Annotated in this window: 25 protein-coding genes; 14 read left to right on the top strand and 11 right to left on the bottom strand. The window is 68.8% G+C overall.

Annotated features, from left to right (window positions below):
- The first annotated feature begins 129 nt into the window (after positions 1 to 129).
- On the top strand, positions 130 to 1,899 hold the full coding sequence (locus G7043_RS05240; protein WP_166044388.1) for a hypothetical protein: 1,770 nt from the start codon (positions 130 to 132) through the stop codon (positions 1,897 to 1,899).
- A 53-nt stretch (positions 1,900 to 1,952) separates the two neighbouring features.
- Here the strand turns inward: G7043_RS05240 and G7043_RS05235 are convergent, their stop codons facing one another.
- On the bottom strand, positions 1,953 to 2,921 hold the full coding sequence (locus G7043_RS05235) for a hypothetical protein (RefSeq protein ID WP_166044386.1): 969 nt from the start codon (positions 2,919 to 2,921) through the stop codon (positions 1,953 to 1,955).
- A gap of 142 nt (positions 2,922 to 3,063) precedes the next feature.
- Between G7043_RS05235 and G7043_RS05230 the strand changes: the two genes are divergently transcribed.
- The 5 genes from G7043_RS05230 to G7043_RS05210 all read left to right on the top strand — a co-directional run bounded on the left by G7043_RS05230 (position 3,064) and on the right by G7043_RS05210 (position 8,696).
- A complete protein-coding gene (locus G7043_RS05230) occupies positions 3,064 to 3,708 on the top strand; it encodes a dTMP kinase (RefSeq protein WP_166044384.1) in 645 nt (214 codons plus the stop codon).
- Positions 3,709 to 3,903: 195 nt separating this feature from the next.
- Positions 3,904 to 4,581, top strand: coding sequence for an MtrAB system response regulator MtrA (mtrA, locus tag G7043_RS05225; protein WP_030471262.1), 678 nt, complete (start codon positions 3,904 to 3,906; stop codon positions 4,579 to 4,581).
- Positions 4,582 to 4,591: 10 nt separating this feature from the next.
- Positions 4,592 to 6,346, top strand: coding sequence for an MtrAB system histidine kinase MtrB (mtrB, locus tag G7043_RS05220; RefSeq protein ID WP_166044382.1), 1,755 nt, complete (start codon positions 4,592 to 4,594; stop codon positions 6,344 to 6,346).
- Positions 6,343 to 8,082, top strand: a complete 1,740-nt coding sequence (locus G7043_RS05215) for an LpqB family beta-propeller domain-containing protein (protein ID WP_166044380.1) — start codon at positions 6,343 to 6,345, stop codon at positions 8,080 to 8,082. The genes mtrB and G7043_RS05215 overlap by 4 nt, the downstream gene beginning before the upstream one ends.
- A 59-nt stretch (positions 8,083 to 8,141) precedes the next feature.
- Positions 8,142 to 8,696, top strand: coding sequence for an EF-hand domain-containing protein (locus G7043_RS05210; protein ID WP_166044378.1), 555 nt, complete (start codon positions 8,142 to 8,144; stop codon positions 8,694 to 8,696).
- A 1-nt stretch (position 8,697) separates the two neighbouring features.
- On the opposite strand, the gene G7043_RS05205 is transcribed toward G7043_RS05210, so the two are convergent.
- The 3 genes from G7043_RS05205 to G7043_RS05195 form a co-directional block, all read right to left on the bottom strand.
- On the bottom strand, positions 8,698 to 9,048 hold the full coding sequence (locus G7043_RS05205; RefSeq protein WP_166044376.1) for a hypothetical protein: 351 nt from the start codon (positions 9,046 to 9,048) through the stop codon (positions 8,698 to 8,700).
- A 16-nt stretch (positions 9,049 to 9,064) separates the two neighbouring features.
- A complete protein-coding gene (locus tag G7043_RS05200; RefSeq protein WP_166044374.1) occupies positions 9,065 to 9,346 on the bottom strand; it encodes a transmembrane-type terpene cyclase in 282 nt (93 codons plus the stop codon).
- Between the two features lie 144 nt (positions 9,347 to 9,490).
- Positions 9,491 to 10,105, bottom strand: coding sequence for a ComF family protein (locus G7043_RS05195; protein WP_166044372.1), 615 nt, complete (start codon positions 10,103 to 10,105; stop codon positions 9,491 to 9,493).
- Positions 10,106 to 11,064: 959 nt separating this feature from the next.
- Here G7043_RS05195 and hpf point away from each other — a divergent pair.
- Positions 11,065 to 11,733, top strand: a complete 669-nt coding sequence (gene hpf / locus G7043_RS05190; RefSeq protein ID WP_166044371.1) for a ribosome hibernation-promoting factor, HPF/YfiA family — start codon at positions 11,065 to 11,067, stop codon at positions 11,731 to 11,733.
- Between the two features lie 365 nt (positions 11,734 to 12,098).
- Complete coding sequence (gene secA, locus G7043_RS05185; protein WP_166044369.1) at positions 12,099 to 15,047, top strand: preprotein translocase subunit SecA; 2,949 nt, start codon at positions 12,099 to 12,101, stop codon at positions 15,045 to 15,047.
- A gap of 281 nt (positions 15,048 to 15,328) precedes the next feature.
- On the opposite strand, the gene G7043_RS50340 is transcribed toward secA, so the two are convergent.
- Positions 15,329 to 15,598: an Rv3235 family protein gene (locus G7043_RS50340; protein WP_390827096.1), complete on the bottom strand. Its 270-nt coding sequence runs from the start codon at positions 15,596 to 15,598 to the stop codon at positions 15,329 to 15,331.
- Positions 15,599 to 15,800: 202 nt separating this feature from the next.
- On the opposite strand from G7043_RS50340, the gene G7043_RS05180 reads away from it, so the two are divergent.
- Both G7043_RS05180 and G7043_RS05175 read left to right on the top strand, forming a co-directional pair.
- Entirely contained in the window at positions 15,801 to 16,211 is a 411-nt protein-coding gene (locus G7043_RS05180) for an HAD-IA family hydrolase (protein WP_313887703.1), read from the top strand.
- Between the two features lie 84 nt (positions 16,212 to 16,295).
- On the top strand, positions 16,296 to 16,601 hold the full coding sequence (locus G7043_RS05175) for a hypothetical protein (protein ID WP_166044365.1): 306 nt from the start codon (positions 16,296 to 16,298) through the stop codon (positions 16,599 to 16,601).
- A 15-nt stretch (positions 16,602 to 16,616) separates the two neighbouring features.
- Here G7043_RS05175 and G7043_RS05170 read toward each other — a convergent pair whose 3' ends face one another.
- Entirely contained in the window at positions 16,617 to 17,363 is a 747-nt protein-coding gene (locus G7043_RS05170; RefSeq protein WP_166044363.1) for a TrmH family RNA methyltransferase, read from the bottom strand.
- 106 nt (positions 17,364 to 17,469) lie between these two features.
- On the opposite strand from G7043_RS05170, the gene G7043_RS05165 reads away from it, so the two are divergent.
- Genes G7043_RS05165 through G7043_RS05155 form a run of 3 tightly spaced genes read left to right on the top strand, consistent with a single transcriptional unit; the run spans position 17,470 to position 20,028 of the window.
- Entirely contained in the window at positions 17,470 to 18,135 is a 666-nt protein-coding gene (locus G7043_RS05165) for a phosphotransferase (RefSeq protein ID WP_166044361.1), read from the top strand.
- Between the two features lie 10 nt (positions 18,136 to 18,145).
- Positions 18,146 to 19,537, top strand: a complete 1,392-nt coding sequence (locus G7043_RS05160; RefSeq protein WP_166044359.1) for a WS/DGAT/MGAT family O-acyltransferase — start codon at positions 18,146 to 18,148, stop codon at positions 19,535 to 19,537.
- A complete protein-coding gene (locus G7043_RS05155; RefSeq protein ID WP_166044357.1) occupies positions 19,537 to 20,028 on the top strand; it encodes a DUF6912 family protein in 492 nt (163 codons plus the stop codon). Before G7043_RS05160 ends, G7043_RS05155 begins: the two co-directional genes overlap by 1 nt.
- Here G7043_RS05155 and G7043_RS05150 read toward each other — a convergent pair.
- Both G7043_RS05150 and G7043_RS49250 read right to left on the bottom strand, forming a co-directional pair.
- Positions 20,025 to 20,879 (bottom strand): GNAT family N-acetyltransferase, encoded by an 855-nt coding sequence (locus G7043_RS05150; protein ID WP_166044355.1) that lies wholly within the window; start codon positions 20,877 to 20,879, stop codon positions 20,025 to 20,027. The genes G7043_RS05155 and G7043_RS05150 overlap by 4 nt on opposite strands.
- A complete protein-coding gene (locus tag G7043_RS49250; protein WP_166044353.1) occupies positions 20,876 to 21,262 on the bottom strand; it encodes a VOC family protein in 387 nt (128 codons plus the stop codon). The genes G7043_RS05150 and G7043_RS49250 overlap by 4 nt, the downstream gene beginning before the upstream one ends.
- 36 nt (positions 21,263 to 21,298) lie before the next feature.
- On the opposite strand from G7043_RS49250, the gene pruA reads away from it, so the two are divergent.
- Positions 21,299 to 22,927 carry an L-glutamate gamma-semialdehyde dehydrogenase gene (pruA, locus tag G7043_RS05140; RefSeq protein WP_166044351.1) on the top strand — a complete coding sequence of 543 codons (1,629 nt, stop codon included), beginning with the start codon at positions 21,299 to 21,301 and terminating at the stop codon, positions 22,925 to 22,927.
- A 6-nt stretch (positions 22,928 to 22,933) separates the two neighbouring features.
- On the opposite strand, the gene G7043_RS05135 is transcribed toward pruA, so the two are convergent.
- Genes G7043_RS05135 through G7043_RS05125 form a run of 3 tightly spaced genes read right to left on the bottom strand, consistent with a single transcriptional unit; the run spans position 22,934 to position 24,796 of the window.
- Complete coding sequence (locus G7043_RS05135) at positions 22,934 to 23,665, bottom strand: NAD-dependent epimerase/dehydratase family protein (RefSeq protein WP_166044349.1); 732 nt, start codon at positions 23,663 to 23,665, stop codon at positions 22,934 to 22,936.
- 22 nt (positions 23,666 to 23,687) lie between these two features.
- Positions 23,688 to 24,218, bottom strand: coding sequence for a hypothetical protein (locus G7043_RS05130; RefSeq protein WP_166044347.1), 531 nt, complete (start codon positions 24,216 to 24,218; stop codon positions 23,688 to 23,690).
- Positions 24,215 to 24,796 (bottom strand): hypothetical protein, encoded by a 582-nt coding sequence (locus G7043_RS05125; RefSeq protein ID WP_166044345.1) that lies wholly within the window; start codon positions 24,794 to 24,796, stop codon positions 24,215 to 24,217. The genes G7043_RS05130 and G7043_RS05125 overlap by 4 nt, the downstream gene beginning before the upstream one ends.
- Positions 24,797 to 24,819: the final 23 nt, after the last annotated feature.

The raw sequence follows: 24,819 nt of genomic DNA, 5'->3' as shown, positions 1-24,819 counted from the left end.
GTGGAATCCCGCGATGTGATCATGAGTTGGCGGTAGCTGAGGTGATCAGCAAGCGTTTGCGTCGGCAGTTTTCTGCTACCAACTCGGCATCAGGTTTGCGTGGGAGCGCAGTCATGACGGTGCGAAACGGTGTTGGAGAAGCTCGCGTTCGGCAAGGGCATCGCCTTCCGCGGCAACCTGCTCGACCTGCCCAAGTACGGGCGCGTCCAGCACAGCTACGAGGAGATGCTGGAAGCGCACGACGAGCTGGTCCCGTCGCTCAAGGACCGCGTCACGGTCCTGCACCTAGGTGGCACCCTCCAGGACGAAACCCATCGGCTCTACCTGGAACTCGCGGCCGGCGCGACCCCGCTCGGCGAGAGCGACCGGGCGTTGCTCGGCGAGCTCGCGACCCAGTGCCTCGACGTCGAGCCACCGGAAGCCGTGCCGACCAGGGAGAACCGCGCGATCCTCAACGCGGCCAGGCTGGTCGCGCAGCGGCCGTTGATCGGCATCGACACCGTCACCGACGTCCTGCGACTGGCCGCGGAGGCCTCGGGAGGCGACGTCACGCTCACCAAACCCACTCGTTTCCGGTCGTTCCGCAGGCCTGAGCGCCGGGCGTTGCTCGCTGCTCTCGACGAGGTGGCGGCGAGCAAGCTCGGTGACGTCAACAAGAACCGGGAAGCGTGGAAACGGCTCGGTGAGCGGCTGCATCCGCACGAGCACGACCAGTGGCCGCACGCGCAGGACGTCTTCGCGGTGGCGCGCAAGGACAAGGTCGTCCGGTCGTTCGCCGGCCGGGTCGAGATGGCGTTCCAGGACAACGACATCCGCGCGGCCGTGCGCATCCTGAGCGCGGCACCGGGCATGCTCCTGCGGCAGGTCGACCGGCTGCTGCGGCACGGCACGGAAGAGGACGTTCCGGTCATCGTCGACGCCGTCGCCGCCGTGGCTCCGAGCGTGTCCGGCCGCGTGTTGTGTTCACTCCTCGAACACCTGGAGAACCGCGAAAGCCCGGATGCCGCAAGGGTGTTCGCGAACCAGTCGGGGCGTGCGTGGATCACGCCGGACGCGCGGCCTCCGCTCGCCCGCGAAGCCGTCGCGAGCATCACCGCGGTCCTGGAGGACGAAATCGTCCGCAGGCTGCCCGAAGTGTCGGAACTGACGGTCGACCCGGACCTGCTCGACGTCGTGGTTCCGTTGTCCGGCAATACTTCCGAAGAAGGTTTCGGGGTGCTGCCGCGCGGGTCGAAGGTGCGGCTGGAAGGCGAGCTGCTGCGGTTCTTCGTCCACTGGCGCACGAAGGCGAGGAACACGGACTACGACCTGTCGGCCGCGCTGCTCGGCCCGGAGCTCGACTTCCAGGGCCACGTGTCGTGGACGAACCTCCACGAGGACGGCGTCTACTACTCCGGTGACGTCACCGATGCCCCGGACGGAGCCACCGAGTTCATCGACATTCCGCGGGACGCCTCCACGTCGAGCTATGTCGTGCCGCAGGTGGACGTCTTCGAGGGCGAGGGGTTCAACGAGGTCTTGCTGTCGATGTTCGGCTTCATGACCCGCGATCTGGACCAACGGGGCAAGCCGTTCGAGCCGAGCACCGTGCGCGCACGCGTTTCCCTGCACGGCACCGGCCGGGTCGCGCTGCCCGTCGTCTTCGCCCGCGCCGCAGACGGCTGGGAGGCGACGTGGCTGCACCTGTACCTGCGTGGCGAGGACTGGGGCAACCAGCTCGAGGACAGGAGCGGTGTTGTCGAGCAGACCATCGCGGGTGTGTTGAGCCGCAAGTACTTCACCGTCGCACGGCTGGCCGGGCTGATCCGGCGGAAGTCCACTCCGGACGGTCAGCCGCTGCGCATCACGATGGACAACCTGCTGGACATCGCTGCTAGCGTGGTGAACGCGAGGCCATGAGAGAGCTTCCTTCTAACTCACTTAAAGAGCTAGCCCTCTCGCTTCCCTCGCTCCTAACTCCATTCGACGGCGATGCCCGCGATACCGGGCCCCACCTCGCCGAAGTACGCGCTGACGACGCCGCCGAGCCCGCACACCAGCTCTTCGACGTCGACCGGCGTGGCGTCGGCCGAGGCCCGGAACTGCTTGATGCAGCGCGCGGGCATCGCGCGTCGGTGGAACGAGAGCTGCACCAGGTACGAGCCGCACACGTCGCGGAACGTCCGGTGGCTCCCCGGCGTCGCGCCGCCGGTGTCGTCGACGATCGTGAAGCTGAAGACGTGCTCCTCGCCGGCTGAGAGCCGCCGGTCGAACAACATTTCCACGGCCAGGTTGCGGGAAGCGCTTTCCCGGCGCAGACGCCCCTGCCGGCATCCTTCGCCGACTCTCACCATCGCGTTCTCGATCAGCGAGCCCTCGTCGCAGTGGTGCACCGCCAGGTACCGGTCGGGACCCTGCCGCAGCGCCCGCACGACCAGCCGGGTGGTGATGGAGCGCTGTTCGCGGTGCATTCCGAGTTGGACGGTGTCGTGCACCGACAGCACTTCGAGATCGGCGTTGCCGCGCGCCGCTTCCGGTACGGAGTCGAACGACGCGAGCAGCGGCGCGGGCTCGGGCCAGGTGGCCACCGGGCGCGGCGCGTAGGTGTTGGCGGTCCGCGGGCCGATGAGGTCCAACAAGGACGATGGCGGCAGCCGGAGCACCGTCTCCAGTGCGCGCACCGTGCCGATGGCTCGCGGTACCTCGGGATGGCGCAGGCCGCGTTGCCAGTACGAGAGCGTGGACTGGCCGACCTGAACGCCCTGTTGTTCGAGGTGGGCGCGCAGCCTGGCGAGCGAGAGGCCCCTGTGGGCGATCGCCTCGCGCAGTGCGCGGTGGAACGGCCCGTAGCGCAGCGTCTCGGCGAGAGGGGTCGGTAGACCCCCGGTCGGGTGGCCGATCGGTTCGTTGACCGACTCGGCGTGCCCGGATTCCGCGGCCACCGCGGCACCTACCCTTCACACGCGCCGTGTGACTGTTCACCGTAGTCACTCGTTCTGGTGACCGAAAGATCGGATTTCGCCCGTGTGGGGGACGTAGCGCGGCCGTGTGAGTGGCGGGCAACGATCAAGTTAGGGTTCGCGCGTGGGAAAGCTCGTAGTGATCGAAGGTCTGGACGGCGCGGGCAAGCGCACTCTCGCCAACGGGTTGACCGAGGCGTTGCACGCCCAGGGCAGGACCGTGACCAGCCTCGCGTTCCCGCGCTACGGCGTCAGCGTGCACGCCGACCTGGTCCGCGACGCCCTCTACGGCAACATCGGCGACCTCAGCGACTCCGTGTACGGGATGGCCGTGCTCTACGCGCTCGACCGGCGCGGCGCGGCCGACGAGATCCGCGAGGGCCTCGAACGGCACGACGTCGTGCTGCTCGATCGTTATGTGGCGTCCAGTGCCGCGTACAGCGCCGCGCGCCTGCACCAGGACGAGCACGGGGAGTTCGTCCGGTGGGTCCGCGAGCTGGAGATCGACCGCTTCGGGCTGCCCGTGCCGGACCTGCACCTGCTGCTCCGCGTGCCCGTCGAGGTCGCCGCCGAACGGGCCGCCAGGCGTGAGCAGGCCGACGACTCGCGCGCCAGGGACCTCTACGAGTCCGACGGCTCGCTGCAGGCCAGGTGCGGGGCCGTCTACGACGGGCTGGCGAACATCGGCTGGCTGGCTCCGTGGCACGTGGTCGACGGACGTTCGAATGTGAACTTCTCTTCACTTCTGGCGCCGCTGTTCACTCCATGAGTGGTCGCTCGTGCGCACCGTAACGAAAGGTGAGCTTTCTGCGGATATTCCCGCGACGAGCAGGCCAAACGGGGCGAGGTGGGGCACGTGGAACGACAGTTCCGGCCGGTTACCGAACGAGCGCACACCGCCACCAGCGGCAACGGAACGTGGGCGGTGCGCGAACGCGCGACCGGCAGTGCGACGATATTGAGTATGAAGGCACGCGTGCTCGTCGTCGATGACGACCCCGCCCTGGCGGAGATGCTGACGATCGTGTTGCGCGGGGAAGGCTTCGACACCGCGGTGGTCGCCGACGGTGCCCGTGCCCTGCCCGCGCTGCGCGAGCTCAAGCCCGACCTCGTGCTGCTCGACCTGATGTTGCCGGGCATGAACGGCATCGACGTCTGCAAGGCGATCAGGTCCGAGTCGGGCGTGCCGATCGTGATGCTCACCGCGAAGAGCGACACGGTCGACGTGGTGCTGGGCCTCGAGTCCGGCGCGGACGACTACGTGGTGAAGCCGTTCAAGCCCAAGGAGCTGGTGGCCCGCATCCGGGCCCGCCTGCGCCGCACCGAGGCCGAGCCGTCCGAGGTGTTGCAGATCGGCGATCTCACGATCGACGTCCCCGGCCACGAGGTGCTGCGCGAGGGCAGGCCGATCCAGCTCACGCCGCTGGAGTTCGACCTCCTCGTCGCGCTGGCCCGCAAGCCGCGCCAGGTGTTCACCCGCGAGGTGCTGCTCGAGCAGGTGTGGGGTTACCGCCACGCCGCTGACACGCGCCTGGTCAACGTTCACGTCCAGCGGCTGCGCTCCAAGGTCGAACGGGACCCGGAGCACCCTGAGGTGGTGTTGACTGTTCGCGGTGTCGGGTACAAGGCCGGCCCTCCGTGACAGGTGGCATATGAAGTTCGTTCGGCCGGTGATCGCCAAGGCGCAGTTCCTCGTGGAGGAGGCGCGCAGGCGGTGGGCGGCGTTTGGTGATCTGTGGCGTCGTTCGCTGCAGTTGCGCGTCGTGGTGTCCACGCTCGCGCTGTCGTCCGCCGTGGTGTTCGTGCTGGGCATGGTCCTGCAGATGCAGATCACCAACCAGCTGCTGAACACCAAGGACGAGGCCGCGGTGCGCCAGGCGATGGCGTCGCGCAACCTCATCCAGTCCGATCTGGTCGGTCTCAACCCCGGCCCGGACAGTGTGCAGACGAGGTTCACCAGCGCCATCAACAAACTCGCTGTCGGTGGCGTCGGGACAGACGCCACCACAGCGGGCGCCGGTGCGTTCGAACCCGTCCTGGCCGACGGGCTGGGGGCGAGTGGCGCCGGGCGCGTGCCGTCCGTGGGGCCGCTGGAGGACGTTCCTCGCGGCCTGCGCGAGATGGTCGAGAACGGCGACGAGGGCACCCAGATCCACACGGTGCAGCGCGACGGTGTGACGACGACGTTGTTCGTCGTGGGCCTGCCGATGAGCACGTCCGCGCGCTCGATGCAGCTGTACCTGATCTTCCCGCTGACCTCCGAGCAGCGCACCGCCGAGGTCGTGCAGTCGACGCTGGTGGTCGGCGGCATCGTGCTGCTGGTGCTGCTCGCGCTGATCGCGAACCTGGTGACGCGCCAGGTCGTGCGGCCGGTGCGGCAGGCGGCCGAGGTCGCGGAACGGTTCGCGGACGGCACCCTGCACGAACGCATGCACGTCGTCGGCGAGGACGACGTGGCGCGCCTGGCCGAGTCGTTCAACGAGATGGCCGAGTCGATCCAGGCCCAGTTCAAACAGCTGGAGGAGTTCGGCCAGCTGCAGCGCCGGTTCACCTCCGACGTCTCGCACGAGCTGCGCACGCCGTTGACGACCGTGCGCATGGCCGCGGACGTCCTGCACGCCTCGCGCGAACAGTTCCCCGCCGGGCTCGCCCGCTCCACCGAGCTGCTGGTCGACGAGCTCGACCGGTTCGAGTCGCTGCTGGGCGACCTGCTGGAGATCTCGCGCCTGGACGCCGGTGTCGAGGAGCTGACCGCCGAACAGGTCGACATCCGCGTGCTCGCGCGCCGCGCGCACGACTCGGTGCGCGCGATCTCGACGAGCGCCAACTCGCCCGTGGTGCTGGACCTGCCGGACTCCGAACTGACCGCGGAGCTCGATTCCCGCCGCGTGGAGCGGATTCTGCGCAACCTGCTGGCGAACGCCATCGACCACGGCGAGGGTCAGCCGGTCGAACTCACCATGCGCGGCAACGCCGATGCCGTCGCGATCACCGTGCGGGACCACGGTGTCGGTCTGCGGCAAGGCGAAGCGGAACTGGTGTTCAGCCGCTTCTGGCGGGCCGACCCGTCGCGCAACCGCCGCACCGGCGGTACCGGTCTGGGTCTGTCGATCTCGCTGGAGGACGCACGACTGCACGGCGGCTGGCTGGAGGCGTGGGGCGAACCGGGTCACGGCGCCGTGTTCCGGCTGACGCTGCCGCGCACGCACGGCGCGGAGGTGCGCGAGAGCCCGTTGCCGCTGGCGCCCGCAATCGGGCTGGCACCCGTGGTGGTGGTCGAGGAACCGGTCCCCGTGGAGGAACCGGGCGAGATCGAGCTGACCGAGGCGGAGATCACCTGGCAGCCCGCGGAGCCCGTCGACGGGTCACCCGCGGAGAAGTCTGAGGTTTCGGAGGAAGTGCGGTGAAAAGGCTGGCGCTGCTGGTGCTCGTCCTCGTGACCCTGACGGGGTGCGCGGCGATCCCGACGAACACCCAGCCGAAGCCGATCGGGCCGAAGGACAACAAGGCCTCCAACACCTTCAGCGCACCGGAACCGCGGCAGAACATCGATCCGTTCATGCTCGTGCGCGACTTCATCGACGCGACCTCGAACCCGGACAGCGACTACGCGGCCGCCCGCGCGTACCTGACGCCGGAAGCCGGCAAGAAGTGGGAGACCAAGAACCCCACGATCATCGAGACCTCGTTCTCGACCGTGCCGACCCCGTCGCAGACGCCGCAGGACAAGACACAAACCGTTGCGCTGCAAGGCAAGTACGTCGGCCGCCTGGGCAACGACAACGCGTTCACGCCGCTGCTCGGCGACTTCACGCAGCCGGTGAAGCTGGTGCGCAACAGCGAGAACCAGTGGCGCATCTCGGAGCCGCCGCCGGGCGTCTACATCCCGCTGAGCCTGTTCAACAACAACTACCGCCGGGTGACGCTCTACTTCTACAACCCCGAGTTCACCGTGCTGGTGCCGGACCCGCGCTACGTCGTCGTCCCACCGGCCACGAGCATTCCGACGCGCGTCACCGAGCTGCTGATCAAGGGCCCCGGCGACGCCGTGCGCGACACGCTGGTGAGCGCCCTCGGCCCGGACACCGACTCGTTCTCCGAGACCAAGGAATCCGACGACGGGGCCTTGGAGGTCAACCTCACCAAGGTGGGCAAGGACCTGACACCGGAGAAGCGCAAACAGATCGTCGCGCAGGTGGTGAAGTCGTACTCCGGCGTCACGTCCTCGCGGGTGCGGGTGCTCGTCGACGGCCAGCAGATCCTGCCGGACCAGCGCGACTACCGGCCGTCCGACGTGTCGGCGACCGCGGGTGAAGCGTTGCTGGCGCTGAACGCGAACCTCCAGGGCATGCTCGTGGTGGACGGGTCGATCCGCTCGCTCACCGACGGCAACCCGATCAAAGGCCCCGCCGGCGCCGGCGCGTACAGCGCGGTCTCGGCGGCCCAGTCCCTCGACGGCTCACGCCTGGCCGTGGTGTCTCGCTCGGGTGGCGGAGTGCGGTTGCGGGTGGGCGAACTGGAAGGCGACCTGTCCGAAGTGGACCAGCGAGCGACTTCGCTGAGCAGACCGAGCTGGCTGGTCTCCAGCGGGCCCCAGGAGCCGGGCAGCGAGGTGTGGACCGTGGTCGACAGCAGCTCCGTGGCCCGCGTGACCCGTTCCGACAACGGCAGCTGGACCGCCAAGGCCGTGAACATCACCGACATCGCGCCGTTCGGTGCCATCAGCGAGCTACGACTCTCGCGCGACGGCACCCGCGCGGCGCTGGTGATCGCCGGCAAGCTCTACGTCGCTTCCGTGGTGCGCAACAACCAGGACGTGGCGCTGCGCTCTCCCCGGCAGTTGCAGCCGTCGACGCTGGGCTCCGCCGTGCAGTCCATCGACTGGCTCTCGCAGGACGTGCTGGTGGTCTCGTCCTCGCTGCCTTCGTTGCCGGTCACCAAGGTCTACACGGACGGATCCAAGCTCGACCGCTACAGCCAGTCGAACCTCACCGTGCCGGTGAGCTCGGTGGCCGCGGCGTCGGCGCGGCAGGTGCAGGTGATCGACCCGTCCGGGTTGTGGTCCGCTTCGGACATCACCGACGTGTGGAAAGCCAGCCCGATCCGCGTCTCGCCGGGTGCCCTGGTGTTCTACCCGGGCTGAGACGGCGTGCCCGTCTGCTCGGTTGCGTCCGGCCGCGCCTGAGGCCACAGTTCGGGGTCATGAACGAGGTTCTGCAGCACCGGATCGAGACGACCTTCGCCCACTACGACGTCAACGGCAACGACGTCATCGAGCTCGCGGACCTCTACGCGCTGGCCAACCGGCTGCTGCGGGCGTTCGGTGAGCCCGCGTCGTCGGAGCGGGGCCGGGAGCTGATCGAGACGTCCGACAGGTTCTGGGAGACGCTGGTCGAGCACTGCGACGCCGACCGCGACGGCCGGATCACCCTGGAGGAGTACCGCGCGGCGATGATGGCGGCGTTCGTCGACGTCGACGAGTTCGACGACATGTTCCTGGAGGTCTCCGAGTCGTTGCTGGCGCTCGCGGACACGAACGGCGACGGCCGGGTCGAGGCGGCCGAGTTCCAGGTCCTGCTGCAGGCTCGCGGACTCTCCGAGGCCGAGTGCGCGATCGCGTTCGCGCACGTGGACGCCGATGGTGACGGCTCGATCAGCTTGCAGGAGTACGTGGACGCGGTGCACGACTACTACACGAACCCCGCCGAGGGCACGCCGGGCAGCTGGCTGTACCCGAGGTCCATGCAGCTCACGTGACTCAGTCGAACCGATCGTGGCTCGATGCGCTGCGTCCCACCGAGGACCAGGAGCCGAAGCGAGCCGCCAGCAGTTCCACGCTGCTCGCCGAGCTGACCGAGCTCATCGGGGAAAACCTCGTGGCGTGGGGCGTCGAGCACGCCGGCGGGCTGTTCGAACGGCCGCACGACGTGGCCGACCGGGATGCCGGGTACTCCGAGGCGCGGGTCGCCGAGGCGGTGGTGTTCAGCGCGCTGGTGTCGGCGCGGATCGGGCGGGTGGACAGCAAACGCTCATCGCCGAGGGGGACAGGGCGGCCAAGGCGGCGGTGGTCAGGGGCATGTCCGTCGAGGTGGTCGTCCAAGGCGTGCAACGGACCTACGCCAACGTCAGCTTCGCCACGGCGATCCAGAACGACTGATGCCGAAAGCCTCCTTGTAGTGGCGGTAGCCGTACAGCACGAAGGTGACCACGATCAGCACGTCCAGGACGAGCCACGCGATCTGCGTCACCGCGACGATCCCCGAGCTGTGATGGCCGTACACCACGGCGACCAGGAACTCCCAGGCGATGTTCAGCGCGAGCGGGATCAACGGCATGCCGAAGGACTTGTCTTTGAACCCGCGGTAGACGATGGCCACGTAGGTGATCGACCACATGATTCCGGACATGGCGGGAATGACGACAGAGACGTCCACAGGACTCGCACTCCAACGTTGACGGGCTGTTTCGGACAGCCGGAGTCAACAGTGGACAGTGGCCCCGCGGCCTGCGCTGCCGTCACAACCTTTCGCTCCCGCACTGCGCTCGCATCGTCACCAGGGCCGATGCGGCCGCGCCGACGTCAGCGCCAGCACGGCGTGCGTGCGCACCCCGGCCCCGCGCAGAGCCCGCACGCAGGCCGACGCGGTGGCGCCTGTGGTGACCACGTCGTCCAGCAACACGACGGTCCCCGGCGGCGGTCTGCCGTGGACCTCGACCCGCCCCGCGAGGTTCTGCCTGCGGGCACCGGCGGTGAGCCCCACCGAGTCGACCACGCCGGGCGCGAGCCGCAGCACCGGAGCCACCGCCGCGATCTCGACGGCCCGCGCGATCCGCACCATGTGGTCGCCACCGCGGCTGCGGGCGGCGTTTCGCCGTGACGGCGCCGGCACGAGCGTCCACGGCGGAGGCCCCACCGCGACCAGAGCCGCCGCGACCAGAGCGCCGAACCACGCCACGAGCGCCCGTGCGCCGCGTTCCTTGAAGGCGAGCACGAGTTCCCGTGCGGCGCCGTGATAGGCCGCCAGCGCCCACACCGGCGGCCCCACACCGGGCACCTGGAGTCGTACTGGCGGCCCGAACGTGTCGAGGCACGTGGCGCAGCAGGGAGTGCCGTGGCGGCCGCAGCCGGAGCAGGAGGGCGGGAGGAGCAGGTCGAGTGCTGTCATGGGACCAGGATGGCGACGAGGTCTGACAGAAAATCGGGGCCGGACTCCGGACGGGGTCTTTCGGCACCGCCCACAAGGGTGAAGTTCTGGCGGGGTTGTCGATCTCCTCGGGGTCCAGATTGGACCGGAAACCCCAGCTGAGACAGAGTTCTGTGACCGCGGACCAAGATCCTGTTACGCGCTTCGTCCCGTTTGTCCCAACCTCTGTTGAGCCGATGTTGCAGAACTGAGGCGTCCGCACGTCGGGCCGCGCCGCCGGCTCCGGCGCGGTCGCGGCGGCACGCGGCCTCCGGCCCTGCCCGGTGCCCGCCACCCCAGGTCCTGGTTAACGATTATTCACATCCAGGGGGTTGTTCCTGGAAATACCGGGTATGACCGCCTCGCGAGTGATCAACACCCTTGTCCGCGATTGGGCGAAATCCGCCGTTCAGCCGGGCGTGACTGGGTCGTGATCGGGCAACCGGCACCGATCAGTTCAGTTGGAAGAAGTGCGCCCCGCTCCCGGTAAGTGGATCGGAATCGATCTCTTCCGAGTTTCGGGAACATCACGCGGGGGTCGCCCGTTGGCTGGGTATGAGGCCGCGACTGGACCCGTTCGACGCAGCGAGGCTGCGGTCGAGTGCCGGTGCGCGGCTGCGCCGTACGGGTCAGCGAGATGCCGGTGAGCTGGGTTCGTGGCACGCTCGGGACACGACTCGCAACGCGCTGTCGTCGCGCTGCGTAGTCACCAAAAAAACTCGTCGTTCCCCCGGCAAGGGGGCTTACGCGACGGAGAATCCCAAGCTAACGTGCACCGCTATCAGCGTTCCCGGCCCGCGGGGAGGAGGCGAACAGCCCATGAACCTGGCGCCGTGAGAGCTGAGGGAGACGACCCTCCGCGACACATCCGCGATCCAAGATCGCCACGGCGCTTGAATGCAGTCCAGGCAAAGCTCGCAGCAAAGCGAGGGAGGTCGTGTATGGACATCGTCGTTAAGGGCCGCAACGTCGAGGTGCCCGATCACTACAGGGTGCACGTCGCCGAAAAGCTGGCCCGGCTTGAGCGCTACGACCGCAAGGTCATCCGCTTCGACGTGGAACTTTTCCACGAACCGAACCGCCGGCAGTCGAAGAACTGCCAGCGAGTCGAAATCACCGGCAAGGGACGTGGACCGGTGGTCCGTTCCGAAGCCTGCGCGGGTGACTTCTACGCCGCGCTCGATTCTGCGGTCGCGAAGCTCGAGAACCGCCTGCGTCGGTCGCACGACCGCAGGCGAGTCCACCACGGGGCACGGGCCCCGATCTCGGTGGCGGAAGCGACAAGCGGACTGGGAGATATCCCCTCCGCAGGCGAGAGCATGACGTCACGCCGCGCGAAGACCGCGGTGCTCGACGCACCCGAGGCCGACTACGAGGGCATGGCGGAAGTGCCCGCGCAGCGTTGGGACGACGGCCTCGAAGACAAGTTGCCCGGACGCGTCGTACGCGAAAAGGAGCACGCCGCCAAACCGATGACCGTCGACCAGGCCCTCTACGAGATGGAACTGGTCGGACACGACTTCTACCTGTTCGCCGACACCGAGTGCGGGCGCCCGAGCGTCGTCTATCGCCGGAAGGGATTCGACTACGGCGTGATCAGGCTCGCCTGACCTCGTCCGACGCGGTAACCACACACCCACCTTCGACCGCCGCCGCCCCGCACCCCTCGTGTGCGGGGCGGCGGCGCGCGTCTACCGCCGTTCGGCACACGCTTGTTCACCGTCAAGGTGAATTCGGCCGGACCAGGAACCTTTACGCGGGCCTCATGCGTTCTCCACACCAGTAGCCGAGTTCGGGGGCACGGCGACAGGCGTCCTGCGCAAGATCGCAGATACGGCACCTGACCTGCACATACCAGGTCGGGCGAACCAATCCGCCTGTGTCCGTGCACACATCTTGGCGACTTGCCTACGATGGGCAGGGGAAAGGCGTCCGACGAGGGCGCGCCGCGATACAGGTGATGAGGTCTATCCAGATGGTGCTGTCCCGACTGCTCCGCTCCGGCGAGGGCAAGATGCTCAAGCGCCTCCGCAACATCGCACAGCACATCAACCACCTGGAAGACGAGGTGGTGGACCTCTCCGACGCCGAGTTGCGCGGCAAGACCGAGGAGTTCAGGAAGCGCTACGCCGAGGGCGAGACGCTCGACGAACTCCTGCCCGAGGCGTTCGCCGTGGCCCGCGAGGCCGCGAAGCGCACGCTGGGCCAGCGCCCCTACGACGTGCAGCTGATGGGCGGCGCCGCGCTGCACCTCGGTCAGATCGCCGAGATGCGCACCGGTGAGGGCAAGACGCTGACCTCGGTCATGCCCGTCTACCTCAACGCCATCGCCGGCAAGGGCGTCCACGTCATCACCACGAACGACTACCTGGCCAAGCGCGACGCGGACTGGATGGGCCGCGTGCACCGCTTCCTGGGCATGACCGTCGGCGCGATCCTGTCCGAGATGACGCCGGAGCAGCGTCGCGTCTCATACAACTCGGACATCACCTACGGCACGAACAACGAGTTCGGCTTCGACTACCTGCGCGACAACATGGCGTGGAGCCTGGACGAGTGCGTGCAGCGCGGCCACTACTACGCCATCGTCGACGAGGTCGACTCGATCCTCATCGACGAGGCCCGCACCCCGCTGATCATCTCCGGCCCCGCCGAGCAGTCGGCGCGCTGGTACACGGAGTTTGCCCGGCTGGCCCCGCGCATGCGCGGCATCGACGTCACGCAGCTCTCCCAGAAGGACCGCATCGAGGTCATCGAGGAGAAGTCGAAGTCGTACCACTACCAGTACGACGAGAAGAAGCGCACGGTCGCCGTCACCGAGCTCGGTGTGGAGTTCATCGAGGACCAGCTCGGCATCGACAACCTCTACGAGGCCGCGAACACGCCGTTGGTGGGCTACCTGAACAACGCCCTCAAGGCGAAGGAGCTCTACAACCGCGACAAGGACTACATCCTCCGCAACGGCGAAGTGATGATCGTCGACGAGTTCACGGGTCGTGTGCTCTCCGGTCGTCGCTACAACGAGGGCATGCACCAGGCCATCGAGGCCAAGGAGGGCGTGGAGATCAAGGCGGAGAACCAGACCCTCGCCACGATCACCCTGCAGAACTACTTCCGCCTCTACGAGAAGCTCGGCGGCATGACCGGTACCGCCGAGACCGAGGCGGCCGAGTTCCACCAGACCTACAAGCTGGGCGTCGTCCCGATCCCGACGAACCGCCCGCCGCAGCGCAAGGACCAGCCCGACCTCGTCTACAAGAGCGAGGAGGCGAAGTTCGAGGCCGTCGCCGAAGACATCGCCGAGAAGCACGCCAAGGGCCAGCCGGTCCTGATCGGCACGACGAGCGTCGAGCGCTCCGAGTACCTGTCGAAACTGCTGGTGCGCAAGGGCATCCCGCACGAGGTGCTGAACGCGAAGCACCACGACCGCGAGGCGCTGATCATCGCGAAGGCCGGCCGCAAGGGCGCCGTCACCGTCGCGACGAACATGGCCGGTCGCGGTACGGACATCGTGCTGGGCGGCAACCCGGACATCATCGCCGACCACGAGCTGCGCGAGCGCGGCCTCGACCCGGTGGAGACGCCGGAGGAGTACGAGGCCGAGTGGGCCAAGGTCGTCGAGGAATTGACGACCCTCGGCAAGGCCGAGGCCGACGAGGTCCGCGAGGCAGGCGGCCTCTACGTGCTCGGCACCGAGCGCCACGAGTCGCGCCGCATCGACAACCAGCTCCGCGGCCGCACCGGCCGTCAGGGCGACCCCGGCGAGTCGCGCTTCTACCTGTCGCTGTCGGACGAACTGATGCGCCGCTTCAACGCGTCCATGGTCGAGATGGTCATGACGCGCCTGAACGTGCCGGACGACGTGCCGATCGAGCACAAGATGGTCACCCGCGCCATCCGCAGCGCGCAGACCCAGGTCGAGCAGCAGAACTTCGAGATCCGCAAGAACGTCCTCAAGTACGACGAGGTCATGAACCGCCAGCGCACGGTGATCTACGCCGAGCGCCACCGCGTTCTCGCCGGCGAAGACCTGAAGGAACAGGTCGAGCACATGATCGTCAGCGTCGTGGAGGAGTACGTCAACGGCGCCACGGCCGACGGCTACGCCGAGGACTGGGACTTCGACAAGCTCTGGACCGCCCTCAAGACCCTCTACCCGGTCTCGGTGGACGCAGGCGAGCTCCTCGAGTCCGATGAGGACATCACCCGCGAGTACCTGCGCGAAATCCTCGTCGAGGACGCCCTGCAGGCCTACCGCAACCGCGAGGCCGACATCGACGGCCGAGTGGGCGAAGGCGCCACCCGCGAGCTGGAGCGCCGCGTCCTGCTGTCCGTGCTGGACCGCAAGTGGCGCGAGCACCTGTACGAAATGGACTACTTGAAGGAGGGCATCGGCCTGCGCGCCATGGCGCAGCGCGACCCCCTCATCGAGTACCAGCGCGAGGGCTTCGAGATGTTCAACGCGATGCTCGACGCCCTGCGCGAGGAAACCGTCGGCTTCCTCTTCAACCTCCAGGTGGAAGCAGCCGAGCCGGAGCCCGCCGAGCCCGAGGTCCCCGTGACCCTGGCCGCGGCCCCGCAAGCCCTTCCACAGGTCTCCGGCAACGGCGGCGGCGGTGGCGCTCGTGCCCGCGCCCGCGCCGCGGCAGCCGCCCAACAGCAGGCCCAGCAGCAGGCCCAGGCCCCGGCCGGCCCCGCCATGGCCCAGCTGTCGAGCGGCAACGCCATCCCGCCCGCCCTGCGCGGCAAGGGCCTCGGCGGCCCCGGCCAGCAGAACCTGAGCTACAGCGGCCCGGCCGAGGACGGCGGCGTGGAACAGCACGGCGAGTCCAACGGCGCCCCCGGCCAGCAGGGCGGCGGCACCCGCAAGGAGCGCCGCGAGGCAGCCCGCCAGGAGGCGAAGAACCAGCGCAAGAAGCGCTGACGCCAACAACCCCGCACCTCCACCGCGTGGGCCGCGTTCCTCAGGGAGCGCGGCCCACGCGGCGTTTCGAGCCGCGAATGCACCCCGGTCCCGCGCCAACGAGCGGGCGCACCCGCCACCGGAACGCCGGGCAGGCTCGCACAGGGGTGCGCCCGTGGCAACACCGCGACAGGTACGCCGTGGCGATGCCTCGATGGGTGAGGCGCGCAGGGGCAGCAGATGTGTGTTGTCGCAATCGTCGCGCAGCCCTCGCAAGCCGACCCGCGCGGCGGCCGAGCCCCTCACTCCAGCACCGTGAACGCGGTGAACCACCACCGCCTACCCCGGTACTCAGCCCGAGCAGCCACCGCCAGCACCCGCTCCCCCCTCCGCACACTCACCGAAATCTCCGCCACGAACCGCGAGGGATGACAAACCCGAGGCGCCCGAACCATCCGAGTGCTCCGAGCCCGAACCGCAGAAGCCAACCGAGCAGCCACGCCAGGCACCGCGACCTGCCGCAACAACCGCCCAGGCCGGCGCCCGTCCAACACCTCCAAAACCGCCCGCATCAACCCGACGGCATCAAGCGCAGGCGACGGCGGCTCCGGCACCGGCACCCACACAGGCCGAGGCCGCGGCCGAGGGATGACCCGAACACCGACCGGCGGCTCATACGCAGGCAGACGACGAACAACTGGGGGCATGCCGAACCAGGCGAGCCGCGGCCGTCATCAGGACACACAGCACCCGAAAGTGGGTACCTTCCACAACGTGCTGAAAGCCCTGGTGCTCGACTACGGCGGCGTCCTGACCGACCCCGGCGAGGACAACCCGTCCGAACCGCCGCTTCTCACCGCGCTGCGCAAAGCCAGGCAGCACGGGCTGAAAACCGCCCTGCTGTCCAACGCGGACGGCTGGTGGCAGCCGCCGGCCAGTTGGCAGGGGCTGTTCGACGCCACGGTCATCTCCGGCGAGGTCGGCCTGGCCAAGCCGGACCCCGACATCTACCTGCTGACCGCCACCGAGCTGGGCCTCGAACCGCGGGAGTGCGTCTTCGTCGACGACCTTCCCGTCAACGTCCGGGGAGCGGCACAGGCGGGGATGGTCGGCGTCCACCATCGGTCGACACGGTCCACCCTCGAGGAGTTGGAGATCCTGCTAGCGATCGCGCTCCGCGATTGAGGGTTCACCCCGCAGCGTAATTGCTCGCTATTCGGCCAAGCACTACGGTCGATTAAGCAAGTAGTCGAATGCTTAGGGGAGAAAATGCGAAGAATTGTCGCTTGTGTTGCAGTCGCTATTGCAGCCACGGCAATTGCATCACCCGCGCGGGCGCAGGGTCCGCGCGATTGTTATGACGAATACCAGCGCAACGGGCGCAGCGTCGAGGTCTTCTGCGACTACGGCGGGCCCGGCCGGTTCCAGGCCGTCGCGCACTGCTCCAACGGCCTGGGGTTCTACTGGGAGCAGTTCGGCACGGTCGGCCGGGTCAGGGGCGCGTCGTCGTTCGCCGAGTGCACGTCACTGCTGGGGCACCCGCAGATCAGCGACTACCACGTCCGCTGGCTCTGAAGGCGTCAGAAAGCATCACTGGGCCCGCCGCACGAGCTCGAAGCAGAGCACAGCCGCCGCCGAGGCCACGTTCAGGGATTCCACGCCTGCCGCCATCGGAATCGACAGCCACGACGTGATGTGCGGCCGCACGTCGTCGGTGATGCCGGAGGTCTCGCTGCCCAGCACAAAAGCAGCGCGACCGCCGAAGGACGCGGAATAAATCGTGTCCGACGCGTGGGAATCCAGCGCGTAAAGCGGGTAGCCGGACGCCCGCAACAATGCCGAGGCCTCCGCCGCGGTGCCGCAGCGCAGCACGGGCGCTCGGAATGCCACCCCGGCGGAGGCCTTCACCACCAGCGGGTCGATCGAGGCGACGCCACGGCGCGGCACGACGATGCCGTCGATGCCCGCGGCGGTCGCGGTGCGCAGGATCATGCCGACGTTCGCGGGCGTCGTGATGCCGTCGAGCACCAGCACGGACCGCAGCCCGCCTTCTTCCAGGGCCAGCGCCAGCGGCTTCATGCGGGGCGCGACCACGTCGGCCAGCACGCCCTGGTCCTGCTTTCCGTTGCCGGCCAGCACCTTCACGCGTTGCGCGGTGGCGCGTTGGACGGCGACACCGCGGGAGCGGGCCGCGTCGAGGATCTCGCGCGCCGCCGGGCCGCGGGCCGTGTCGGCGAGCACCACCTTGTCCACCGACAGCGCCGGGTCGTCCAGCGCCTCCAGCACTGGCTTGCGGCCATAAACGGTGACGAAGCGGTCCTTGGGCGAGATCTCCACGGAGAAGAGAGTGACAGAAGCGAGCAGGCCAGGCTCAAACGGGTGAAGAGCGCGACTAGAGCCGTTCGGCCCTTGTGCTTTGGATCATATGCATGATGATCGTCACATGACGGCAGGTATGCGCAGCGTCGCGCAACGTCAACATCTCGCGAGCGGTCAGGACTCGGATGTGTTCATCCGGTCCGACGGACTGCTCGTCAAGCGCACGCGCACCGGCCGTGACCTGCGGCGCGAGGCCGAGATGATGTCGTACCTGAGCGGTCACGGCATCACTGTGCCGCGGGTCTACGAAGCCGCAGCAGACGAGCTCGTCATGCAGTACGTGCCCGGCCCGCGGATGTCCGAGGAGATCGGCCGCAAGCCGTGGCTCGCCGGCAGCCTCGGCAGGGAGCTCGCGGACCTGCACCACCGTCTTGACGCCGTCAAAGCCCCCGACTTCCTCAAAGGCGAGGGCAACCTCCTGCACCTCGACCTGCACCCCGGCAACGTCGTGCTCGGCCCGGAAGGCCCCGTCGTGCTCGACTGGGCGAGTGCCACCAAGGGCGACCGCAGGCTCGACGTCGCGCTGAGCTGGGTGTCGCTCGCCGTCGCCCGCCTCGCGCCGGTCAAGAAGCTCACGCGGTGGCGGTTCCTCAGGTCGTTCATGGCCAACGTCGACCCGAAGGCGATCGAGGCGATCCCGGAGGCCGCGCGCATCCGGCTGGAACGCCACGACCGCGACCCGGCCGAACGTGCCGCACTTCAAAAGCTGATGGACCGCGAACGCCACTAGGCTGGCGCACATGCCGGACCGACTGTCAGCGCTGGACGCCTCGTTCCTGTACCTGGAGGACTCCACGACGCCGATGCACGTCGGCGGCGTCGCCGTGTTCCGCCGGCCCAAGGCAGGCTTCGACTACGACAAGCTCGTCGACCTCATCGAGCAACGCCTCAGCCTCGTGCCGCGCTACCGGCAGAAGGTCGTGCACGTCCCAGGCCGCATCGCACGGCCCGTGTGGGTCGACGACCCGGACTTCGACGTCACCTACCACGTGCGCCGCAGCGCCCTGCCCAAGCCGGGCAACCAGACCCAGCTGCACGACCTGATCGCGCGCCTGATGTCACGGCCGCTGGACCACTCGCGCCCGCTGTGGGAGATCTACCTGGTCGAAGGCCTCGACAAGAACGAGACCGCGGTCATCACCAAGACCCACCAGGCCATGATCGACGGCATCGGGTCGCTGGAGATCGGCCAGGTCATGCTGGACGTGTCGCCGACGCCGCGCACGAACGTCGAGAACCTCTGGATGCCGCAGCCGGAGCCCAGCGCGCTGCAGCTCGTGGCCGACGCCGTGACCGACATCGTGCACAGCCCCGGTGAGCTGGTGGAGAACGTCCGCAGCGCCGCACTCGACACCGTCAACACGGTCGAGAAGGTCTTCAACGCGTTCGGCATGCTCGCCTCGGCCGTCCGCACCGCCGCGACGCCCGCGCCCGGCACGCCCCTGAACGTCCGCATCACCTCGCCCCAGCGCCGGTTCGCCGTCGCGCGGGCCCAGCTCGACGACCTGCGCGCCATCCGCAAGACCCACGGCGGCACGGTCAACGACGTGGTGCTCGCCGCGTTGAGCGGTGCGATGAGGAACTGGCTGCTCAGCCGTGGCGAGAACGTCACCGGCAGCACCACGATCCGCGCGATGGCACCGCTGAGCGTGCGCGACGCCGACCCGGACTCGGGCAACAACGTCAGCGCGTACCTGGTGGACCTGCCGGTCGGCGAACCGAACCCGGTCGTGCGTCTGCACCACGTGAGCCACGCGATGCGCGCGCACAAGGAATCAGGCCAGTCCGTCGCCGCCGACGCACTGGTGAAGGTCTCCGGCTTCGCACCGCCGACGCTGCACGCACTGGGCGCGCGCGCCGCGTCGTCGTTCTCGCGCCGGCTGTTCAACGTGATCGTCACGAACGTTCCCGGCCCGCAGGTGCCGCTGTACGCGGCGGGAGCGAGAATGACCGAGATCTTCCCGGTCGTCCCGCTCGCCAAGAACCAGGCGCTGGCCATCGGGGTGACGTCGTACGACGGCGGTGTTTACTTCGGGCTGAACGGCGACCGCGACGCCATGTCCGATGTGGACGTTCTCGCGACCATGGTCGAGGAGTCGGTGGAGGAACTGATGGGAACGGCGAGCGCCTGATGAGGGTCTACATCCCGGCCACCGTGCCGATGCTGCGCACGTTCGTCGACACCGGCGAGCTGACCCCGATCGGCGGCACGGCCTTCGCGCTGACGCCGGCGCTGCGCGAGTCCTACGCCGCGGGCGACACCGAAGAGCTGGAGTACGCCGCGATGCTGGACGCCGCACGGGCGTCCCTGCGGCTGCTGGCGGGCGACGAGAAGGCCGAACCGCGCCGCGCGGTGATCGCCGTCGACATGGACGACGTGACGCTGCGCCCGGACCTCGACTTCTCGGTGGTGAAGGTCGCCGGCACGTTCACCCTGAAGGACGTCGCGTCCGTACACCTCGACACGGCCGAGGCGGAACAGGACGTGCGCGCGGCAGCGGACGTCGTGGACGCGGCGGACCTGGGCGACCCGGACGCGGAGTTCGCGCTGGGCAGCGCGGAGGACCACGAACTGGCCTGGTACGCCGCGCAGGAGCTCGCGTTCGTGCTCGAACTTCTCTAGGCGCGACGCTGGTCGGCGATCTCGGGCAGCTGCGTGAAACCGGCTGCCCGATAGGTCGCGACAGCACCGGTGTTGAAGCTCGGGGTGCAGACGACCGCGCTCGACGAACCGAGCTCCCGCAACGCACGAGCGGCGGCGACGGTGATCGCCTTGCCGTATCCGCGACCGCGATGGTCCCGGTGCACTCCCATCGGTTCGAGCAGCCCTGGCCTGCCCGGACCGGCTGACCACACCGTCACGGCCGCGGCCGCGTCGTCGCCCTCGAAGGCGACCAGGCAGCGGGCGTCGGCGTAAGGCGAGCCGGCCGCCATCGCGTGCCAGCGCTCGTCGACGAACGTCGACCTCTCGAACGACGCCCGGATCACCGCGGCGTGCAGGTGCGCCCGCTCCGGCCCGATCACCTCGATCCGCACGCCGGGATCCGGCACCGGCTCCGCGAGGTCGCGGCGCAGCGGCGTCCACGGGTCGGCGGACTGCCAGCCGCGTTCGAAGAGCAGCTCCTGAAACCGCGTGTCCCTGGGAGAATCGATGCGGACCGTCCCCGCGGGCAGCACGCCGCGCTCCGGGTCCTCGACGTCCTCGACCAACTGCCGGGCCAGTTCCTCGTCGTGGCGGGCATCCGGCGCGATCGTGAACCGCAACAGGTCCGGCTCGTCCAGCAGCCCGACGGCGAGCAACCGGCCGTCCCGGCGCCAGGTCCGCACGGCCGCGGCCGTCGCTTCGGCGCCGAACCGCCAGAACCAGCCGACATCGCCCGGATGCAGCTGAAAAGGCGAGCCGTCGTGCTGCCACTCCCGCAACGCGCGCACGGCTTCGTCCAACCCGGTCACGTCCGGCGTTTCCAGCGTCACATGCCCTCCGCGGGTTCCCAGAGCTCGATCCGGTTCCCCTCCGGATCGACGCACCACCCGAACCGCCCGAACTCCGAGTCCTCGGTCTCCGGCAGCACCTCGACCCCGCGTGCCCGCAGCTTCGCCATCAACGACGGCAGGTCGTCGACGCGCAGGTTCAGCATGGTGCGCTGGTGGGGTTCGCCGATGTAGTCGGTGTCCTGAGCGAACAACGCCATCGTCGTCGTGCCCGGCCGGTCGGACGTCGCGGTGTCGAGCCAGTGGAAGGTGACGGCGCCCTTTTCGCTCATCGGGACGCCGAGATTGTCGCGGTACCAGGCGGCCAGGCGCGCAGGATCTCGGGAACGCAGGAAAACCCCGCCGATGCCAGTCACCCGCGCCACCCGACGGACCCTACTACCGCGTGCCACGATGGGGGAATGGACGCCGTAACGTCTGCACCCGAACCGGTCAACGAGCCCGTGCACACATACGCTCCTGGTAGCGCCGAACGCGCGAGTCTCCAGCAACGCATCGCAGAACTCGAGGGCACCACCCACGAGTTGACGATGACCATCGGCGGTCAACAGCGCATGGGCGGTGGCGACCGCATCGACGTGGTGCAGCCGCACGACCACCGGCACGTGCTCGGGGTGACGGCGCAGGCCACCAATTCGGACGTCGCGGACGCCATGCGCGCGGCTCAGCACGCCGCCCCCGGCTGGCAGGAGCTGCCGTTCGACGAGCGGGCCGCGGTGCTGCTGCGGGCGGCCGACCTGCTCGCCGGGCCGTGGCGCGACACCCTCAACGCCGCCACGATCCTCGGCCAGTCGAAGTCCGTTCAGCAGGCCGAGATCGACGCCGCGTGCGAGCTGATCGACTTCCTCCGCTTCAACGTCCACTTCGGCCGGCGGATCCTGGAGGAGCAGCCGGTCTCGTCCCAGGGCGTGTGGAACCGGATGGACCACCGGCCGCTCGACGGGTTCGTCGTGGCGATCACGCCGTTCAACTTCACCGCCATCGCGGGCAACCTGCCGCTCGCGCCCGCGTTGATGGGCAACACGGTGCTGTGGAAGCCGTCGCCGACGCAGCAGCTGGCCGCGCACTTCACCATGCGGCTGCTCGAAGAGGCCGGACTGCCGCCGGGCGTGATCAACCTCCTCACCGGCGACGGCCACGCGGTGAGTCAGGTGGCGTTGCGGGACAGGTTCTTCGCGGGACTGCACTTCACCGGCTCCACGCGCACGTTCAAGGCGCTGTGGCAGACCATGGCGGGCAACCTCGACAACTACCGCGCCTACCCGCGCGTCGTCGGCGAGACCGGCGGCAAGGACTTCGTGCTGGCGCACCCTTCCGCCGACCCCGACGCACTCGTCACCGGTCTCGTCCGGGGAGCTTTCGAGTACCAGGGCCAGAAGTGCAGCGCCGCCTCACGCGCGTACATCGCGCGTTCGTTGTGGGACGGCGGGGTTCGCGAACGTCTGCTGGACATCACGAAGTCGTTGTCCTACGGCGATGTCACGGACCTGTCGGCGTTCGGCGGCGCCGTGATCGACCACCGCGCGTTCGCCAAGCACGAGGAAGCGCTGCTGATGGCGTCCGCGTCCACTTCGGTCGAAGTGCTGGCCGGCGGCTCGTGCGACGACTCCGTGGGCTACTTCGTCGATCCGACCGTGCTGCTCGGCACCGACCCGCACCACGACATCTTCACCACCGAGTACTTCGGCCCGATCCTCGCCGTGCACGTCTACGAGGACGCGGACTTCCCGTCGATCATGGAGACCATCGACACCTCCACCCCGTACGCGCTGACCGGCGCCGTCTTCGCGCGTGACCGCGTGGCCGTCGAACAGGCACATCGCGCGTTGCGGTTCGCGGCCGGCAACTTCTACGTCAACGACAAGCCGACCGGCGCCGTTGTCGGGCAACAGCCGTTCGGCGGCTCCCGCGGTTCCGGGACCAACGACAAGGCGGGCTCGATCTACAACCTGCAGCGTTGGACGAGCCCGCGCGCCATCAAGGAGACCCTGGTGCCGCCGACTGATCACAAGTACCCGCACATGGGGTAGTTCTGTTCAGGAATTCCGGGGTTTCCAGCCGGTGGCCTCGGTGAGCTTCGTGCTCACCACCCGCTGCGACCGCGAGAACACCTCGAACGACGCGGCGAACCTGCCCAGGAAGGCCGGCAGCCGCGTGATGCCCAGGTCCCGCTTCAACACCGGCGTACCGACGTTGTAGATCCCGGGAGGCGCGTCCAGCACCGCCACGGCAGCGGCCGCGGCGTCACCGGGGTGCACGACGGACATCCAGCCGTCGCCGATGAGCACCGGCGGCGACTGCGCCTCGCCGCCGATCAGCATCCCGATGCGCAGGAAGACCCCGCCGGGGTGCGCCAGGACGTTGTGCTGCGCGGTGACCGAACTGGCGATGTGCCCGACCGGCTTGAGCGGCGCGTCCTCGTAGAGCTCCCGGTCACCGCCGTCCGCGTAGACGAACGAGATGCCCTCCTGCACGATCCGCCCGACACCGGCCATCCGCGCCGCCTCGGCCACCGCGGCACTGCCCTCGGTCCGGATGCGGTTGTTCTCCGCCCAGGCACTGGCCAGGACGGCCTTGGCGCTCAGCGGGATGCGGGTGGCGAGGTTGACGACGGCGTCGTAGCCGGTCAGCGCGGTGGCGAGCTGCCGCGCGTCGAACATCGAGGTCGTGCGCCGGTCCAGCACCCCGACCTCGTGTCCGGCCGCCCGCAGCAGCGGCACCGCCTCCCGTCCGAGCACACCCGTCGCACCGATCACGAATACCTTCATGACCAGGGGACGAGACAGCGCGTCAGGACGTGACAAGCCGCTTGAACGCCCGCTGTGCCTTGCCCAGCGCGATCGCCGACACCTGGTCGCCGGAGGTCGCGTTCCGCAGGCTCGCGATGACCTTGTACGACTCGGTCGCGTTGACCGCGACGAGGTAGGTGCACTCCGTGATTCCGGGTGCGACGGCGAACGACACCGCCGCCGAGTGGCCGTCACCGATGAGCGACTCCCTGGCGTTCTCCGGTTTCGCGTAGGCGTCCGCGAACACCACCAGGACGAGCAGGTCTGACTCGGCGCCCGTCCCCTCGCGGAACGCACACGACCGCGGGAGGTCGGGGTACGGCGCCGGTGGATCGGCCAGGGGACTGTCGAAGTCCTCGGCGCTCAGCAGCAGGCACGGGTCGGCGGGCAGCTTGCGCGGCGTGTCGATGCGCGGCGACGTCGTGGCGACCGTCGTGGTTGTCGTCGTCGCGCTCGTGGTGCTCGGGGTGGACGTGACCGGAGCGGCGGCGCAACCGGTGAGCAGGAGGAGCAGTGGCAGGTAGCGCTTCATGAGGCCTTCGGCATCCGTGTGAGCACGTCGGTGATCAGCGACTGGGTGTTGAGCAGCAACCGGGATTCGTTGCCGCCCTTCTGCCCCAACGACACCGAGAGCGAGTGCTCCGGCGCCACGGCCGCCCACGCGGCGCACGACACCTGTGCCGCGTCGCCGCCGCACGAGAACCACACGTGGTGGCCCTCGATCAGGCCCTGGTGGCCGCCGGGGTTGGCGGCCTTCTCCGCGTCGTAGGCACGCGGCAGCACGCCGACGAGCACGACGAGGTCGTCGGGTGCACCGGTGCCGAACGTGGCCGCGCAGGTGCCCGGGATCTGCTCGTAAGGCGCGGGCGGGACGGAGAACGGGCCGTACTTGTACTTCGTGAGGTCCTTCTCGGTGAAGAGCGTGCACGGGTCGACCGACGCGACGTTGCGCGGCGTGTCGATGCGCGGCGACGTCGTGGTCACCGTCGTCGTCCCCGTCGTCCCCGTCGACGCCGCCGTGCTGGTCGTGCTCGGCGGCGTGGCTCGTGGCTGCGTGGTGCACGAGGCCAGGGCCACCACCAGCCCGACCGCCCCCAGAAGTCTGATCACGCCCGAAGTGTGACTGATGGGCG

Source organism: Lentzea alba, assembly GCF_011067745.1.
In the GTDB taxonomy this organism is placed as follows: domain Bacteria; phylum Actinomycetota; class Actinomycetes; order Mycobacteriales; family Pseudonocardiaceae; genus Lentzea; species Lentzea alba.
The sequence above is the reverse complement of the archived record's forward strand: the minus strand, read 5'-3'. Positions and strand labels throughout refer to the sequence as shown.